Below are 18779 nucleotides of genomic sequence, written 5' to 3' on the forward strand. Positions count from 1 at the left end.
TAAATCGATATTTTTACTTATTTTTCGATAACGTGCAGACAAAAAATTAGTTAGATAAGCACTCATTGGGAAGTAATATTTATGTGAATACACTCGTTAACAGAAATATTTATATTGTACTATAATAACATATAATATAAATGCTTCAAGTATTTGTGTAATTCTAATATTTTATTTAAATTGGCAAATCCATTTTGAAAATAAACTTACAATAAGCAGGTTATGAAGAAAATTGTTAGAGTATTTAAAGGGATATCCTTTCTCATAGCAGGAGCAGCTATATTCTCCGCATGTCAGAAAGGACACCCCACAAGCACCGGTCCGGGAAAGTCCAGTACGACTACCGGTCTTGCTTATAATGAAGAGGGAGGCTTTGAAGTCAAACCCTTCAGAGGCCAACCAGAAGGTCCAAACCTTGTATACATCGAGGGTGGCCGTACCGTACTTGGTTCTTTTGAAGAAGATTTGCTGAAAAGCGGAGACAACGTAGAAAGAACAGTAACGGTAAGTTCATTCTACATGGATGAAACTGAAGTTGCCAATATCCACTGGCTCGAATATCTTCACTACATACAAAGGGACTCTTCTCAAGAGTTTTATGAGTCAGCACTTCCTGACACAAACGTATGGGCGAGTGAACTTGCCTATAATGACCCTTATGTAGAACACTATTTCAGGTATCCTGGTTTCAGGTATTTCCCTGTAGTAGGTGTTAACTGGATTCAGGCAAATGACTACTGTATCTGGAGAACAAAAGTGGTAAACAACCAACTTGCACTTGATGCAGGTATCGAGATTCCTGAAGGTGGTGGAAGAATCCCTCTTGAATCTGGTGTGGTACTTCCAAACTATAGACTTCCGTCTGAGGCAGAATGGGAATATGCAGCTCAGGCACTTATTGGAAGCCAGTGGCTTGATGAAAACCAAACTCACAAAAGACTTTATCCTTGGGACGGACACGCGCTTAGAAATCCATACGGAAAACAAATGGGTGCTTTCCTTGCCAACTTTAAAAGAGGTCGTGGTGACTATGCCGGTATTGCTGGTAAACTTAACGATGGCGCTATGATCACTACCTATATCTATGAATATCCTCCAAACGATTTCGGTCTTTATAATATGGCGGGTAACGTGAGCGAATGGGTATATGACGTTTACCGTCCGCTTTCTTTCCAGGACATGGATGACCTTAACCCTCTTAGAAGAAATGGTTTCCTTGATGAAGAGAAAGGTTATGACAAATCTGGATTCCAGTCTCTTATCGATGACCACGTAAGGGTATACAAAGGTGGTTCATGGAAAGATGTTGCTTACTGGTTGTCTCCTGGTACAAGAAGATATCTTGCTGAAGATTCATGTACTGCTACCATTGGCTTCAGATGCGCAATGATCCAAGCTGGTACAAACTACTAATTCCAATTATATCTTTTCAAAAAAGCCGGTTGCTATTGTAACCGGCTTTTTTCATTTTAGGCTTAGTGGAAACATCTAAAAGTATATCCGCTTATGGTAATACCTGCTAAAACCCCATTAACTCGTAAAAGTATGTGCAAGTAATTGATAAATAAAATTTGGATTTTTAACCAGAATTAAGAAGCATAAGCCAAGGATACGATACTAATTTTAGCTGCTCCCGCCTTTATCAAAGCCTCTACACATGATTCTAAAGTAGCGCCAGTGGTGATAACGTCATCCACCACTACAACATGTTTTCCTGATACTGCATGTGCGTCAGTTACTACAAATATCCGATCTACATTCAGCCAGCGCTCTAATCTCGATTTCTTTGTTTGGGTACTATTATTCAATACCCTTTGCATTAACTCAGGAAAAACAGGCTTATTCAAGGACGCTGCCAAACCAGACGCAAAATACTCACTTTGATTAAACCCTCTTTTTCTTTTTTTCGATTTATGCAGGGGAACAGGAATGAAAAAATCAGCATGCTGGTAAATAGGAGTATCACGCAATTTCTGACCATAACGCTGCCCTAAAAGGTATGCCAAATCTTTTCCATCTCCATACTTTATCCTGTATAAGATCTTTTGGGTAGCATTACCTTTAATGTATTTCAAAAATGCATAGGTGTATGAAACAGAAGGAACACCCATAAACCTCTGCTTAAGGAAATCAGATTGTTCAAAATTGGAAAGCGTTAAACTATCAGAACAAAACAAACATAAAAATTCTTCCCCCTTCAAAAGTACCCTTGTACAGCATACACAATTTCGGGGGAAAACCACAGAAAGAAAATCACTAACAAAACCCTTTACGTCCATAAACGTCTAAATTGCTTTGCCAAAATTCTGTCACTGCTTTATAAACCTGAAAGATCCAGATGTCCGTTCATCACTCACCTGTAAGATATACACCCCAGGGGTCAGACTTTCAATATTCAGGCTACTTTTTCCAACAGATGCTTCTTTATGTAAACTTCTACCATCTAAAGAAATGATTTCTACATTGACCAGACTGTTCCCATCACCATTGTCCACATAAAGAATGTTAGAAGCAGGGTTTGGATAAACATCAAAAGCGTCACTCGCTAATGCTTTTTGAACATTTACCGTAGTAAATTTTTTTCTAAATACATTATCATCCGGATGTATATCGATTTGGTTGTTTGGCGCTATAAGATAAAAATCATATTCTTGCCTTCGCTCATCGCCATTGACAGGTGTAACCCTTCTTCTAGGAACTGTAAAAGTCACACTTACGGTACTAGTTTCCCCAGCTTCCATATCAAGTTCCTCTAGTAGCACATGACTTCTTTCAGGGTTAGAACAGACATTGACCTGAGGAACATGTGCATACACAGAATGTAGACTGTCTTCACCCTTATTTTCTATTGTCACTTCAAATGTCAATTCATCAAATCCTTCTTCTGAACTTCTCGTTTCTCCCAAAAATTCTACATCAACCAAAGCAACATCATATAAATCATCATAAGGTGATTCCTCACCCAACCCTTGAGAGAGTATAGAAGCTTGATCCATTCTAGAACCTATAAAAAAAGGATTACTATCATACACCGTAAACAGATCTTCCTTATCTGCCAAACTTATCTCTTTTTCTTCTACAAGCGTTAAGTCACTTGTCAACTTACTAACATATATAGTATGCTCATCGTCTACCGTAACCGTCCTACTAACCCATAAGTGACCATCTGAGAAGGACATGCCAGTAAAATTGTCATTAGGTTCCATAGAAAAGTCTATACTTTCAACCTCCTCGAGATGCTCATTTAAAAGCTTAACATAAGAACCCTCTATTACATAAATAGACCCTTGATCAATAATGGCCTTAAAAATTTCCTTATCATCACTGGATCCATACTTTTTCAAAACATTTTCACTTGTATGATCGGTAACATAAAGAGAATCTTTGGTAGTTATAAGAAGGCGGTTGTCTACAAAAAAATGGGCGCCAAGAATATTTTCATATGAAAGTTCATTTCTCCATTTATATGATAAATCCTCATTTAACTTTACAACATTAACGCTTGATCCTAATAATATTTCTCCTGAAGCATTAACATCCAAACTCTGGAGACTATAGAAAATATCATACAAGTATTCATTGTCTAAAAAAACATCTCCATTAAATAAAACTTCTCCTTGCAAACTAATAATAGTAAACGGAAAAGATTCTACCATGGCACAGGTACCACGATAGACTCTATTTCTACCGACAGCATAAATTTTGTCATCAAAAATAGAAATAACATCAACACCCCTAGATTCATGCGTAGAAAGTGTCTTTCCTTCCTTATTGACAATAAATATATTCGATGAAGCACACGATTTCACATATGCACCAACCGCAAAATATCCATCATCCGTTTGGGCCACAGAAACAGGTTGAGATAGCGATTCTGGATTGATTATTTTAAACCAAGATTCCTGAGCAAATAGGTTTCCGCTAAATAGAAGCGTAGTAACAAAAAGTAAGATACGTGCCATGATTAAAAATTTTTCTACTATCTATATCCTTATTATACAATGCAGGATAAATAAAGTTAGATGTAATTTTAATAATAATCTACAAAAATACAATACTTATTAACACAAACGACATCGTGCAACACTAATTGGGATATAATTTTGAAATTATATACGAAGTTGATTTGTTACAAGCAGTGATCTTATCTTAACTTTAAACAAAAAACAGAAAATGGGACAGGTAGAAATAGATTTGGAATGGGAAAGTTTAGTAGCAAAACTGACCAAGACTTTAGGTAAAAAGCCCAATCTTGATGCAATTTTATATCTGATAGGTATACAAGAATTGGGTAAGGGTATCAGACGCTTTTCTAAAGAGCAAAAACAAGATTTAATGCACTTAGGCATATGTAAAGTATTGAGCCTAGCTGGGTACTATGTTTTTGAAGGAAATGACGATGATGGGTGGCCACATTATAAATTACAAAAAAGCTTACCCCAATTTAAAATAGACGAGCAGGAAAAACTGCTTAAAATGTATATACTAGAATATTTTTCAGAATTGTAGTAGCTTTCGGAAGCCTTATAAAATAACATGAAAATCGTCACCTTTAATATAAACGGCATCCGGGCTGCACTGAAGAAAGGTTTTGCAGATTGGCTGAAAGCAACAAATGCAGATATAGTTTGCCTTCAAGAAGTAAAAGCCACGACTGAAGATTTCGATAAAAAAATTTTTATTGACCTAGGATATAAACTTTTTTGGCATTCTGCCGTAAAGAAGGGTTACAGTGGTGTAGCCATACTTTCTAAGCTAACACCGGAAAACTGTTGCATAGGTTGTGGCATAGAGAAATATGACAATGAAGGAAGAGTTATCAGGCTGGACTTTAAAACATTTTCAGTACTAAACGTCTATATTCCTTCAGGATCTGCAAGTGAAGAAAGGCATTGTTTCAAAATGCAGTATCTGGACGATTTTATTTGCCATGTAAATGAGGTAAAGAAAAGTTGTCCTTCTTTAGTCATTTGTGGAGACTTTAACATTTGCCATAAGCCTATTGATATTCATAATCCAAAGTCCAATGCTAAATCTTCAGGCTTTTTGCCCGAAGAAAGGAACTGGTTGAGCAGTTTCTTTGACAATGGCTTTATAGATACCTTTAGATATTTCAATCAGCAACCGCACCATTATACATGGTGGAGCTATAGGGCTAACGCCAGAAATAAAAATTTAGGTTGGAGAATTGATTATCAGGTAGTTAGCAATAACATGAAAGAAAGACTAAAAAGAGCGGTGATTTTGCCAGAAGCAAAATATTCTGACCATTGTCCCGTTTTACTTGAAATCGATTGACTTATTAGATTAATAAGGAGTTTTTATTTATCTTGCTCAATTAAAAAAACCTATATAAACTGTTGTAAAACTTAATTTTTCAGCATAAATGAAGAAGTTAGTACTATCGTCCTTTCTATGTACGGCGCTATTCTTTAGTTCTTGTAACCCTTCACAGGAAACAAGTTCAAGAGATCAGGGCCTGCGGGAAGCAAAAGGTGGAAAATATTATGGTGAAGTTTTAAATATAAACGAATCCGATTATTTCAAAAACCTCTTCCCTCACCACATTATTGATGCAATATCCTACAGAATTGCCACTCAGGTATATGAGGGTCTGCTTAAATTCAATCCGGAAGACCTTACCTTAATGAAGGGCCTTGCAGAAGACTACACTGTAGACGCGAGCAATACAGTTTACACCTTCAAGCTTAAAAAAGGTGTCAAATTCCATGACGACGAATGCTTCGAAGGTGGAAAAGGGCGTGAACTAACAGCTGAAGACATTAAATATTGTTTTACTTTGTTATGCACCTACGATGCTAACAATCAAGGTTTTACAGTATTTAAAGATATCTTAAAAGGAGCAAACGAATATTACGCTGCCACTAAAGCCAATGAAACTCCTAAAGAAGGTGTAGAAGGAATTAAAGTTATCGACAAGTATACCATCCAGTTTACACTCACAGAACCGAACAGTATTTTTGTATATAACCTTGCCAGACCGTTTACCTTTATTTTTCCTAAAGAAGCGGTTAACAAGTATGGTCTCGACATGAGATCAAAAGCAGTAGGTACAGGACCTTTTACTATTCACCATATAGATGAAGGAACTGCTGTAATCCTCAAAAAGAATGAAGCTTATCATGGTACAGACATCGATGGAAACAAACTTCCATACTTGGATGGCATAAAAGTTAGGTTCATTCGTGACAGGAAAACTGAGCTTCTTGAGTTCAAAAAAGGAAACCTTCACATGATGTACCGTCTACCAACAGACTATATCATTGAAATTTTAGAAGAGGCTAAAGGTAAAAAGGGAGAATATGGCAAGTATGAATTACAAAGCTCTCCTGAAATGGCTACGCACATTTATGCTTTCCTTCACGAAGGTGTATTTGACAATATAAATGTGAGAAAAGCTATGTCTTTTGCCATAGATAGAAACATGATCAAAGAAGCCGTTCTTAACGGTGATGGATTTGCTGCCGGATATCATGGTATTACGCCACCGACATTCTTAAACAGAGGATACGATATCGAAAAAATTAGAGGTTATAACAAAAACCTAGATTCTGCCAGATATTATCTTAAAAAAGCCGGTTACCCAGATGGAAAAGGCTTCCCTAAAATTGTGCTTGACCTGAACGCAGACGGTGAAAGAAACATACCTGTAGCAGAAGAGATCAAGAAGCAACTGAAAGAGAACCTTAACATCAACATGGAGCTAAACCTTATACCACATGCTCAACTTGTTGAGAAAATGGTTACAGGACAGTCTCAGTTCTTCAGGGTAGGTTGGATCGCTGACTACCCGAATCCAGAAAACTTCTTATGGTTGTTTTATGGAAAAACAGTGCCAGAAGACAAAAATGCTCAGTCATATCCAAACATGCTGAGATATAAAAATGATAAATTTGATGAATTATATGAAAAAGGCTTAAATGCCAAAAGCGACGAAGAAGCTTTTGCATATTTCATGAAAGCAGAAAATGCACTGATGGAAGATGCACCGGCCATTATGCTTTGGTATGACGAGGGTTATAATTTATTGCAGAGGGAGATTAAAAACTTCCACACAAATGCTATGCAATATAGAGACTTCAGTGAAGTTTATATAACCCCGGCACAAGAGCCATTGTAAAAATTTCAGTTCTCAAACTAAACAATGATTATTACAGATCTGTTTGTATAAGCAGATCTGTAATATTTTTTTATCCCCAACGTTAATTTCCCTGATGAGACAGGATGCATTCACAGAACTGATAGCAAAAATTAAATCTTACAAAAAGAAGTATTACCTAAATTTACTTCTTAAGGGATCCCTTTTTCTTCTTGCGCTATTAACAACCACCTACATACTTGTAACAACCCTTGAATATTATGGGCGCTTCAACACACTTGTACGCTTTGTCCTCTTTTCAGGATTTATAATACTTGCGGTTGGGGCTATTTTTAACTGGGTATTTATACCGCTCAGCAAATTATTCTCTCTAAGAAAACAGCTTTCGGACGAGGAAGCCGCAAAGCAAATTGGAACATACTTTCCAAATGTCAAGGACAAGCTTTTAAACACTATACAATTAGGCAGGCTCTCTGATGCTGACAATACTTTTATTGCTGCCAGTATAGAACAAAAAACCAAAGAACTTACCATTGTTGACTTTAACGAAGCTATCAACTTTGGCAAAAACAAAAAATATGTCAAATACATCAGTATACCACTCATACTGTTACTGGCCATATTATTATTTACACCACAAATATTTACTGAAAGTACCGCCAGAATAATCAGGTACAACAAAGAATTTACCTATCCGGCACCTTTTGAATTTGTGCTTCAAAATGAAAAACTAAAGGCTTTCAGAAATGAGAACTTTGAAATAAAACTGGAAACAGAAGGAGACCAAATTCCAGAAGATGTATACCTCATCAATAATGGCAGAAGGTGGAAAATGAAAAAAGATTCTCCTACTACCTGGTCATATACCTTTAGGAACCTCCAAAGAACAGAAAACTTTACCTTCGAAGGAGCAGGATACTTTTCAGAAAACCATGAGCTCAGCGTTTATAGCAAGCCTGGTTTAAGGAATTCACAGGCCTCGCTCAAATACCCTTCGTACCTGAACAAAAAACCAGAAGTAATAAAAAATTCAGGCAACATTACCGTACCAGAGGGCACACAAATCACTTTTGACTTTTTTACAACAGATACTGACCAATTACTAATAAAGTCAGGAGACTCTACTTTAAATGCCTCCAAAACCTCTAATGGCTTTAGGCATGTAGAAACCGCCAAGAAATCAAGAGAGCTTGGGCTTGAACTAGAAAACAAATACGCTGATGGAAAAGAACTGGCAGGGATACAAATAGAAGTTATCCCAGACCAATATCCGTCCATCAATGCAGAAAAGTTTACGGATACAGTTTTATATAAGTTTATTAGCCTAGGAGGAAATATTTCTGATGACCACGGGCTTACTAAGCTACAGTTACATTATAAAATTTCCGAAACAGACCAGCCTACTGCAAACAGTAAATACAAGTCTATTTCAATACCTATAGACACAAAAAGCAAGGCTTCAAACTTCTTCTTTGACTGGCAAGTAGACACACTGAAGCTGCAACCAGGACAAAACATAGATTTTTACCTGGAAGTATGGGACAACGATGCTTACAACGGCAACAAAAGCACCAAAACGTCTCATTTCAGCTTTAAGGTGCCAGAAAAGAAAGAGCTTAGAAAAGAGCTAAAGGAAGGTAGCAAAAAAGCAGAGAAAGATATCGAAAAGGCAGTTTCAAAAGCCAACCAATTACAAAAAGAAGTAAACCAGACACAAGAGAAACTCCGTTCCAAAAAAAATCTAGATTGGCAAGACAAAAAAATGCTGGAAGACCTGCTTAAAAAACACAATGAGCTGAACAAGGAGCTAGATCAAATAAAAGAAGAAAATAAAAAACTTAAGGAAAGAGAAGACAAGTTTTCTGAAGTAAACCCTGAGCTGAACAACAAAATGGAACAGTTACAAAAGCTCATGGACGATTTGCTGGATGAAGACACAAAAAAATTGTACGAAGAGCTTCAAAAGCTACTGGAAGAAAATGCCAATAAAGACCATATCCAGAAGACACTGGATGAAATAAAAAAGAAGGACAACAACATGGAGAAAGAGCTGGAAAGAACATTAGAGATGTTCAAGGAACTCCAGTTCGAAAAGAAGTTGGACGAGTTGACCAAAGACCTGAAAGATATTTCTGAGAAGCAAAAAGAACTGTCTGAAAAAAGCAAAGACAAAAAGGCAGACAACGAAGCGCTTCAAAAAGAACAAGAGCAATTAAATGAAGATTTTGAGCAAATCAAAGAAGACCTTAAAGACCTTCAGGACCTCAATAAAACATTAGAAAACAAAAAAGACCTGTTCGATACTAAAGAAAAAGAAGAGGATATAAGCAATGATCTAAAGAACAGTTTAGAACAACTGCAAAAAAACCAGAACAAAAAAGCCGGTTCTTCGCAGAAAGATGCATCTGAAAAAATGAAGAAGATGAGCGAAGATATGCAAGCCATGCAAGAAGACATGCAGGAAGAGCAGGCACAAGAAAACTTGGATGACCTTAGGGCTATATTGGAAAACCTACTGACACTCTCTTTTGAACAAGAAGAGTTAATGAAGGAATTCAAAGCTATAAGCCAGTCGGATCCTCGCTATATTACCTTGTCACAACGTCAACTTAAACTGAGGGACGACAGTAGGATCATTGAAGACAGCTTGATGTCGCTGGCCAAACGAGTATTCCAAATCAGGTCATTTGTGACGCGTGAGGTAACACAGATGAAAGACCATATGGACGCCTCTATGGAAATACTCCGCGAAAGGCAACCAAGAGCCGCTTCAGGCAAGCAACAGTTTGCCATGACGTCTATAAACAACCTAGCATTGATGCTTTCTGACGTCATGCAACAAATGCAAGAACAAATGGCCAACCAAATGTCAGGGCCAGGCAAAATGTGCCAGAAGAACAAAGGAAGCAAAGATGGCGAAGGAAAAAAACCTAACCTTGGAGACTTGCAAAAACAGCTGAACGAAAGGATTCAGCAACTCCAAAAAGAAGGAAAAGGAGGGGAGGGAATGTCCAAAGAGCTGGCAAAAATGGCTGCCCAACAAGAAATGATACGAAATGCAATGAAAGAAATGCAGAAGTCAGGAGGGAAAGAGGCAGGAAAAGAATTGAACGATCTGATGGAAAAAATGGAGGAAACAGAAACAGACCTCATCCATAAACGTATTACACAAGAAACGCTCAAGCGTCAAGAAGAAATAATGACCAGGTTATTAGAAGCAGAGAAAGCAGAAAAAGAAAGAGAACTTGACGACGAAAGAGAGTCAAACACTGGAAAAGAACTCCAGAGAGAACTTCCTCCTTCGTTTGAGAAATATTTAAAAACTAAAGAACAACAAATAGACTTTTTAAAAACGGTCTCTCCGACACTTAACCCGTATTACAAGAACGAAGCAGACCAATATTTTCAAAAGATTGAAAAATAAAATAAATTGCAGAAAAATTTTTTAGCACCGAAAATGGACTCCTTAAAAATTCAAATACCGTCACTGCCAGAAAACATTCGCATTGTAGAAAGCTTTATAGACAATGTAAAAGAAAAGTTCAATATCACAGATGATATTTATGGCAACATTATGGTAGCTGTTACCGAATCGGTAAACAACGCCATCAAGCATGGGAACAAAGAAGACAAGTCAAAAAATGTGACCCTTTCTGTAGATTGCGAAGATGACAGTTTAATATTCCATGTCATAGATCAAGGGGAAGGTTTTGACTATGCAAACCTTCCAGACCCAACAGCACCAGAAAACTTGGACAAACCAGGCGGTAGGGGCATATTCCTCATGAAACACTTGGCGGACGAAGTAAACTTCAAAGAGGAAGGAAAAACTGTTGAATTAATTTTTTATTTTGACTGATGCCTTCTGAAAAAATACTGTTTTTCTCGGAGGACATCGACTTCCGGTACAAGGAAAAACAAAAGACAAGAAAATGGATCAATACCATTGTTTCTCAGGAAAACAAAAAACTCCGGAGTCTGAATATCATATTTTGTTCAGACTCCTTTCTTCTTTCTATCAATCAGGAATATTTACAGCACGACACATACACTGATATAATAACCTTTGAATATTCAGAAGACGATACCTATATAGAAGGAGATATCTATATCAGTATAGACCGCATATCAGAAAACGCCAAAAATTTAGACAACACTTTTGAAACAGAACTTAAAAGGGTAATCATTCACGGAGTATTGCACCTGTGCGGCTATGCGGACAAAACAGAGAAAGAACAACAGGAAATGAGAACCAAGGAAGACATTTCCTTACAAATATTCAATACAATCTAAGCGCTTACCACAATCCCCCCTCTATAAAGAACAGGGGTGAGTTAAATAAGTAAAGATTAGATTGAACAAACCTGTATTTTTCAAATGCATTGCTTTTTTACAATTCCAATTACCGGGATCAAATAAAAGGTATATAAAAGAAAGGTTATACTAATTTTTATACAAGAGCAAACCATTAAACCAAGCGCTACAAAACAAACACTAGAAGTTACAGAAATGGGGACACTCCAAAACAAACCAAACTTCAATCAAAATACAAAAACAACAAGTATTGTTTCAGGTAACACCAAACACCGCCATAAAAACAACCCCAGTACTTCACACTACACAACCACTTTCTTAAAGGGAATTACCATACAAAAAACTCAAAAACACTATCCGATACCTAAGAAAAAACAAAACAGTACAACTACACTTACAAAGAAACAATACACACATAAACAACAAAACACATACGACCTTCAATCAAACAAAAGAACACTATACAAAAACTATATTAACAAGACACTAAAAAATAAACAACACACAATCAAATTAAAAAACACCAACGTTCCACGTGGAACACCTAAATCAAACAACCCTACACATGTTCCACGTGGAACACTTTGTTTTATTAATCACAATTCATCGTTCTATATGAAATTATAAAAAACTATAAACAAACACTATAATAAAACATATACTGTTCCACGTGGAACGTTAATACAATATACCTTTAAAATACTTTAAAATACTTTAAAATAATGTTCAAAGAATATGATGTAATAGTAGTAGGTGCGGGACATGCAGGATGTGAGGCTGCCGCTGCTGCTGCAAATATGGGTTCAAAGGTTTTACTTGCTACCATGAACATGCAAACAATTGCTCAAATGTCATGCAACCCGGCTATGGGCGGTGTGGCCAAAGGGCAGATTGTTCGCGAGATTGATGCCATGGGGGGTATCTCAGGTATTATTACAGATAAATCTGCCATACAATTCAGAATGCTCAATAAATCCAAAGGCCCTGCTATGTGGAGTCCTAGGACTCAAAATGACAGGATGCGCTTTGCGGAAGAATGGAGGATCGCATTAGAGAATATAGAAAACATTGACTTCTGGCAAGAAATGGTTGCTGGGATTATTGTCAAAAAAGGAAAAGCCATTGGCGTACGTACCGGTATGGGGTTGGAGATACCTGGAAAGGCTGTTATATTGACTAATGGTACTTTTCTTAATGGGATTATCCATATAGGTGAAAAGCGTTTTGGAGGGGGAAGGTCTGGAGAAAGGGCAGCAAAAGGTATCACGGAGCAATTGGTGGAACTCGGTTTTGAGTCTGGAAGAATGAAAACAGGTACGCCACCTAGAATCGATGGCAGGTCGTTAAACTATGATATCATGGAGGAGCAAAAGGGAGATGAGGCTCCTACTAAGTTTTCCTATACAGATACCTTGCCTTTGAGCAACCAAAGAAGTTGCCATATAACATATACAAATACAAAAGTACACGAAGTACTGAAAACCGGTTTCGAGAAATCGCCAATGTTCACTGGTAGGATAAAGGGGTTGGGGCCTAGGTACTGCCCTTCGGTGGAGGACAAGATTAACCGCTTTGCAGACAAAGATAGACACCAGATTTTTGTAGAACCGGAAGGATGGAATACGGTGGAGGTTTATGTAAATGGGTTTTCTACATCCTTGCCCGAAGATATCCAACTAAAGGCTTTAAGGCTCATAAAAGGATTTGAAAATGCTAAAATGTTCAGGCCTGGTTATGCCATAGAATATGATTTTTTCCCTCCAACGCAATTGAAGCATACGCTGGAAACAAAAATCATAGATAACCTTTATTTCGCAGGACAGATAAATGGTACAACGGGATATGAAGAAGCAGCTTCGCAGGGGTTAATGGCTGGAATGAATGCACATTTAAAAATCAATGAACAAGATCCTATTATACTGAAAAGGTCTGAAGCTTATATCGGTGTATTGATAGATGACTTGATTAGCAAAGGCACAGACGAACCTTACCGTATGTTTACCTCTAGGGCAGAATATCGAATCTTGTTGAGGCAAGACAATGCAGACTTAAGATTGACGGAACTGAGCTACAACAAAGGACTGGCTTCAGAAGAAAGGTTTAAAAACGCTAAACAAAAAGAAACCAACAGGGATCTTACCATAAAACTATTCAGCGAGATTAAATTAACACCTGACAAAGCTAACCCATTCCTGGAACAAAAAGGTAGCGCCCCTATAAGAGAAAAAGCCAGTATTTATAACCTTATCAAAAGGCCAGGAATAGAACCTGAACATTTTATAGAAGCATCCGATAAGCTGAAACAGCTTTTTGAATCGTATGGAAACGAAGTGGTAGAACAGGCTACGATAGAAATAAAGTACAAAGACTATATAGAAAAAGAAGAAAGCAATGTAAAACGGATGGCAGGGGTGGAGAATATGACCATTAGTGAAAACATGAACTATGACAATATCCCTGCGTTGTCAGCTGAAGCTAAAGAAAAGTTCAAAAAGATAAAGCCTACAACCATAGGACAGGCATCTAGGATAAGCGGTGTTAAGCCGGCCGATATTTCTGTTTTAATGATCTACATGGGAAAATAATATGGAAACACTGAACCAATGCCCGTCGTGTACGGGCACAACGTTTACAGATTACTTAAAACTGCGGGATTATAGCATTACCAAGGAAAGGTTTCAATTAGTAAAATGCACGAAATGTGGACTGATCTTTACAAACCCTAGACCCCCAGAAAGCGAAATAGGGAGATATTACAAATCGGAGGAATATGTATCTCACTCTGATTCTAATAAAGGACTGATCAACTTTTTATATCACCAAGTAAGGAAGTTTACCCTAAAAGGTAAAACCAATTTGATCAATAGGCTTTCTGATAAAGGGGCCGTACTGGACATAGGCTGCGGAACTGGATACTTCTTGGCAGCTTGTAAAAAGGAAGGGTGGGAGATAACAGGAACAGAACCCGATGCCAAGGCAGCGGAAATTGCAGCAAAAAATACCAATAGCTCCATTTATCCAAACCTGTTCAGTGTTCCTAATAGAAGCTATGAAATAATAACCCTATGGCATGTACTTGAACATATACATGAGCTGAAGAAAAGTATGGCCAAAGTAAAAAGTTTGTTGGCAGACCAAGGAACGCTTATAGTAGCAGTACCAAACTGCCAATCGTACGATGCCAAAGTTTATAAGGAAAAATGGGCAGCATATGATGTACCAAGACACCTATACCATTTCGTTCCTGAAAGCATGGAATACCTAATGAAATCGGAAGGATTGGAAATAACGGATATTAAACCCATGTACTTCGATTCATTTTATGTATCCATGATTAGTGAAAAATATAAACGAACAGGATCAGTAGGGCTAATCAAAGCCGTTATCAATGGAATGCTGTCTAACCTAAAAGCAGGCAAAAGTAAATATTCAAGTCTGATTTATATCATTAAAAAGAGTCAAAATGCGTAATATAAAAGTAGCCATTTGTACAATCGTTTACTTAATCCTTTACGGATGTGCTAACGTACAACCTCCAACAGGTGGACCCGTTGATGAAACTCCTCCTAAGATTGTGCAACAGACTCCCCAGCAAAATGAAATAAACTTTAGAGAGCAACATATGGAAATTGTTTTTGATGAAGCCATTAATTTACAAAACATCCAAAACAATTTAATGATTACTCCCCTGACAGAAATAGAATATGAAGCCCATGTCAGAAGGAATGTACTTACCCTGGACTTTGAAGAACCGTTTGAGGAAAACACCACATACACTTTCAACTTTAGAGAAGCGATAAGGGACGTTACAGAAAACAATGTAGCAGAAAATCTTCAGTTTGCCTTTAGCACGGGACCATATTTGGATTCCATTATCGTAGAAGGTACCGTAAAAGATCTCTTGACTAACCAACCACTTCCTGATATCAATGTTTCACTATACCATGCAGGGGATACAAACGATATCACTAACTCTAGACCTGTATATTTATCAAAAACAGATAACAATGGAAGGTATAGGATCACAAATATTAAAAATGGCCATTACGATATATATGCGCTGGAAGATGAATCCAACAACATGTTGTATGAAAAAGAAAGCGAAAGAATTGCGTTCAAAAAAAATTTAGATTTAAATGTAAACCAAAGTGGGGTAAATTTATCTGTCGCAAAGTTCATAACTACTCCTCCGAATATCAGTAGCACGACATCTATCGATAATAATATAAGAATCGTTTTTGATAGAGGTTTAGAATCGTTGGAGCTGACCTTACTGGAGGATACTGCACATACCTTATATTATAACCCAGGGGAAGAAGGAAAAACATTTACCTTGTACAATACAGTGCAACATGACGACAGTCTTGATTTAGGTGTGGTAGCAACTGACTCTAGCTTGAATGTTTTAAGGGACACGGTAAGAGTGGCCTTTGACACAAGAACAAAAAAGCTTAAAGAAGAGGTAATACGAAATATTAAGCCAACAAATAATAAATTGAACCCAAACGAACCTTTTATAGAAATTTTGTTTTCTAAGCCCGTTGTTTCTGTATTGCATGATAGTATAAATTTATCAATAGATACATTAGATATACCTATTGATAATCAACAATATTCATTTAACCAATATAGAAATATTTTAATATTCGACAATATTGAAAGCTTCCGAGATTCCATTATTCTAGAACTTCACGCACAATCCTTCATAAACGTGACTGGTGACACGAGTGCAAGCCGTCAAGCAAAGTTCACTCCCTACAATGGAGATGAGCTTGGGCTTATCAGTGGCAGGGTCGAAACGGAAGATGAGAATTTTATTTTAGAATTGCTCAATACCAGACATCAGGTAATAACTAGAGTCATTAACGCTACTACTTTTAATTTCCCTTTCCTAGAGCCTGGTCAATATCAGTTAAGATACATTCAAGACTTAAATGCCAACCAAAGGTGGGATAGTGGTAATTTATTAGAACAAAGACAGCCTGAACCGGTTATATTCTATCGAGAGACCATCAATGTGCGTGCTAATTGGGAAATAAGGGATATAGTGTTCGATGTAAGCGCCAAAAAAGGGCAATAATTATCCACAATTAATGTTAATTAGACTGGTAACAAAATAAGTTTTAGTTCTGGATATAAATACAGGTCAGGTTATACACATTTTCAGGGCCTGGTTAATGTGAAGAAAAAAGAATAATTAATAGTTTATCAAGCAGATTCCCACATTAACCAAAAACTTTACAAATTGTTTAAAAATGAGCTTGAATGTTAACAATTATTTTAAATTGCTAATATTCAAGCAACGTACAAAAACCTAGCATGTGCATAATAGCTGAATAACCTCTGTTTTATAAACTTCTTAAAAAAACAAGATGTATATAAACTGACTTTTCAACTTATGCACACCATAATAAAGAAGAATAAAATAAAATTTTAAAAATTTAACTATTATTTAAATGAGGAGATATCTGTTTAAAACTTTACTAACCCGGAATCTTCTTTTTTGTTTATTTTTTTTTATAATAATATTTAAAGGGGTTGCGCAGCCCGGGGACGCGGACCTGGCTGACGCATATTTCCATGATGGGGAATTTGAAAAAGCTAAAGACATTTATGAAAAATTAGCTAGAAAAAAAGACAATATCCCTTTTATTTACAGCAAGTACCTTCAAAGTTTGCACCAGTTGGGGGAATTGTCGGATGCAGAAAAGTTTCTAAAGAAGTCTGTTAAAGCATATCCTGACAATCATATTTATCGCATTGACTACTATCTTGTTAAAGTTGAACAAGATGGTGTGGATAAATCAGAGAAAGAATGGGGGCGTATAGTGGATGATATTAAAGATGATGAATCGGCTGTAAAACTTGTTGGCGATTACCTTTCACGGAAGGACATGCTAAACCAAACTGTTGAACTTTATCTTGCCTCTAGAAAAGCTCTTTCTGATCATGTGGGGTATGCCATGGAATTGGCTTCTGTTTATGATCTACAAAATAAAACCAGTGAACTTGTAGAAGAGTTATTGTCGCTCGTTAAGTATAAGCCTTCTGCTGTCAATGATGTAAAGAACACCTTTCAAAATTTGCTGGATGAGGAGGAGAAAATGCAGGTACTCGAAACAAAGCTTTATGAGTGGGTGCAAAAAGAAGCAGGCGAAATAGCATACAACGAGCTATTGTTGTGGTTGCATATGCAGAATAAGAATTTCAACAAAGCTTTTATGCAGGCCAAAGCTATTGATAAACGTCAGAAAGGAGGGGGAAGTAAACTGATAGATGTTGGTAAAATTGCATTTGAGAATAAAGATTACAAAAGCGCTATTAAGTATTTTGAATATGTTACCAATGAATATAAAAGTGGTGTTCAGTATTCGCTTGCCAGAAGGTATTTATTAAATGCCAGAGAGGAGTTGATCAAAAACTCTTATCCTGTAGACCATGATCAAATCAAAATACTTTTGACGGAGTATGATGCGCTGGTGGAAGAAATGGGCAAGAACCTGCATACTTTTGACGCTATACGTAGAATGGCCTTGTTATATGCGTTCTATATGGACAGGAGGGATACGGCTATAGTTTTATTAGAAGATGTTATAGCTAGAGGAAAAAACGACAGGAAGTTCCTGGCCCAGGCAAAAATGGATTTAGCAGATATTTACTTGTTGGATGGAGAGCCTTGGGAAGCAAGTTTAATGTATTCACAGGTGGAAAAAGCGCAGAAAGATGATCAGTTAGGTCATTTGGCAAAATTTAAGAATGCTAAACTAGCTTATTATAAAGGGGAATTTGAGTTAGCGCAGGCCCATTTGGATATTTTGAAAAATGCAACGAGTAGGGAAATTGCCAACGATGCCATGGAATTAAGTATTTTGATACAGGACAATGTGGCCCTCGATACTACAGATGAAGCGATGAGGGAGTATGCAGCAGTAGATTTGCTATTGTTCCAAGATAAAAATGATAAAGCCATTGATAGGTTAAACCAGATGCTAAAGGATTTCCCTGACCATTCTCTTACGGATGAGATTTATATGCAGAAAGCCCGCATATACAAAAAGACCGGTCAGCATGAAAAGGCTTATGAAGCGCTGGAATATATATACACAAACCATGGATTTGATATTTTGGGAGATGATGCTTTATTTATGATGGCAGAAATGATGGAGGAGAAATTTTCTGATAAAGACAAAGCGACAGAACTGTACCAGGATTTGTTGATTAAATACCCAGGAAGTATTTATACAGTGGAAGCAAGAAAGCGTATTAGGAAAATGCGTGGTGATAAAATTTAGTGTGCTGATAGTGTGTATTGAAAAAAATAAAATTTCCGGCTTCGCCGGTTTTT

13 protein-coding genes are annotated in these 18779 nt (G+C 37.0%); 11 read left to right on the plus strand and 2 right to left on the minus strand.

The features are described from left to right. Nucleotides 1–222 precede the first annotated feature (222 nt). Nucleotides 223–1413: a gliding motility lipoprotein GldJ gene (gene gldJ / locus RCC89_02160; GenBank protein ID WMJ71980.1), complete on the plus strand. Its 1191-nt coding sequence runs from the start codon at nucleotides 223–225 to the stop codon at nucleotides 1411–1413. A gap of 176 nt (nucleotides 1414–1589) precedes the next feature. Here gldJ and RCC89_02165 read toward each other — a convergent pair whose 3' ends face one another. Together RCC89_02165 and RCC89_02170 are read right to left on the minus strand one after the other, a co-directional pair. Then, nucleotides 1590–2279 carry a phosphoribosyltransferase family protein gene (locus RCC89_02165; protein WMJ71981.1) on the minus strand — a complete coding sequence of 230 codons (690 nt, stop codon included), beginning with the start codon at nucleotides 2277–2279 and terminating at the stop codon, nucleotides 1590–1592. A 30-nt stretch (nucleotides 2280–2309) separates the two neighbouring features. After that, nucleotides 2310–3962, minus strand: coding sequence for a T9SS type A sorting domain-containing protein (locus RCC89_02170; GenBank protein ID WMJ71982.1), 1653 nt, complete (start codon nucleotides 3960–3962; stop codon nucleotides 2310–2312). Between the two features lie 211 nt (nucleotides 3963–4173). Here RCC89_02170 and RCC89_02175 point away from each other — a divergent pair, with 211 nt between their 5' ends. The 10 genes from RCC89_02175 (at nucleotide 4174) to RCC89_02220 (ending at nucleotide 18726) form a co-directional block, all read left to right on the plus strand. Then, on the plus strand, nucleotides 4174–4509 hold the full coding sequence (locus RCC89_02175; protein ID WMJ71983.1) for a hypothetical protein: 336 nt from the start codon (nucleotides 4174–4176) through the stop codon (nucleotides 4507–4509). Between the two features lie 27 nt (nucleotides 4510–4536). Further along, nucleotides 4537–5298 carry an exodeoxyribonuclease III gene (locus tag RCC89_02180; GenBank protein WMJ71984.1) on the plus strand — a complete coding sequence of 254 codons (762 nt, stop codon included), beginning with the start codon at nucleotides 4537–4539 and terminating at the stop codon, nucleotides 5296–5298. 88 nt (nucleotides 5299–5386) lie between these two features. After that, the gene (locus RCC89_02185) at nucleotides 5387–7141 is read left to right on the plus strand and encodes an ABC transporter substrate-binding protein (GenBank protein ID WMJ71985.1); all 1755 of its coding nucleotides are present in this window, start codon (nucleotides 5387–5389) and stop codon (nucleotides 7139–7141) included. 94 nt (nucleotides 7142–7235) lie between these two features. Continuing rightward, nucleotides 7236–10544, plus strand: coding sequence for a DUF4175 family protein (locus tag RCC89_02190; GenBank protein ID WMJ71986.1), 3309 nt, complete (start codon nucleotides 7236–7238; stop codon nucleotides 10542–10544). A 33-nt stretch (nucleotides 10545–10577) separates the two neighbouring features. Beyond that, nucleotides 10578–10979, plus strand: a complete 402-nt coding sequence (locus RCC89_02195) for an ATP-binding protein (GenBank protein WMJ71987.1) — start codon at nucleotides 10578–10580, stop codon at nucleotides 10977–10979. Beyond that, complete coding sequence (gene ybeY, locus RCC89_02200) at nucleotides 10979–11413, plus strand: rRNA maturation RNase YbeY (protein WMJ71988.1); 435 nt, start codon at nucleotides 10979–10981, stop codon at nucleotides 11411–11413. Before RCC89_02195 ends, ybeY begins: the two co-directional genes overlap by 1 nt. Before the next feature lie 743 nt (nucleotides 11414–12156). Further along, nucleotides 12157–14019 carry a tRNA uridine-5-carboxymethylaminomethyl(34) synthesis enzyme MnmG gene (mnmG, locus tag RCC89_02205; GenBank protein WMJ71989.1) on the plus strand — a complete coding sequence of 621 codons (1863 nt, stop codon included), beginning with the start codon at nucleotides 12157–12159 and terminating at the stop codon, nucleotides 14017–14019. A gap of 1 nt (nucleotide 14020) precedes the next feature. Then, nucleotides 14021–14905 carry a class I SAM-dependent methyltransferase gene (locus tag RCC89_02210; GenBank protein ID WMJ71990.1) on the plus strand — a complete coding sequence of 295 codons (885 nt, stop codon included), beginning with the start codon at nucleotides 14021–14023 and terminating at the stop codon, nucleotides 14903–14905. Continuing rightward, complete coding sequence (locus tag RCC89_02215) at nucleotides 14898–16514, plus strand: Ig-like domain-containing protein (GenBank protein WMJ71991.1); 1617 nt, start codon at nucleotides 14898–14900, stop codon at nucleotides 16512–16514. Before RCC89_02210 ends, RCC89_02215 begins: the two co-directional genes overlap by 8 nt. A gap of 376 nt (nucleotides 16515–16890) precedes the next feature. Further along, a complete protein-coding gene (locus RCC89_02220; protein WMJ71992.1) occupies nucleotides 16891–18726 on the plus strand; it encodes a tetratricopeptide repeat protein in 1836 nt (611 codons plus the stop codon). Nucleotides 18727–18779: the final 53 nt, after the last annotated feature.

The organism is Cytophagaceae bacterium ABcell3 (assembly GCA_030913385.1).
Classification (GTDB): domain Bacteria; phylum Bacteroidota; class Bacteroidia; order Cytophagales; family Cytophagaceae; genus ABcell3.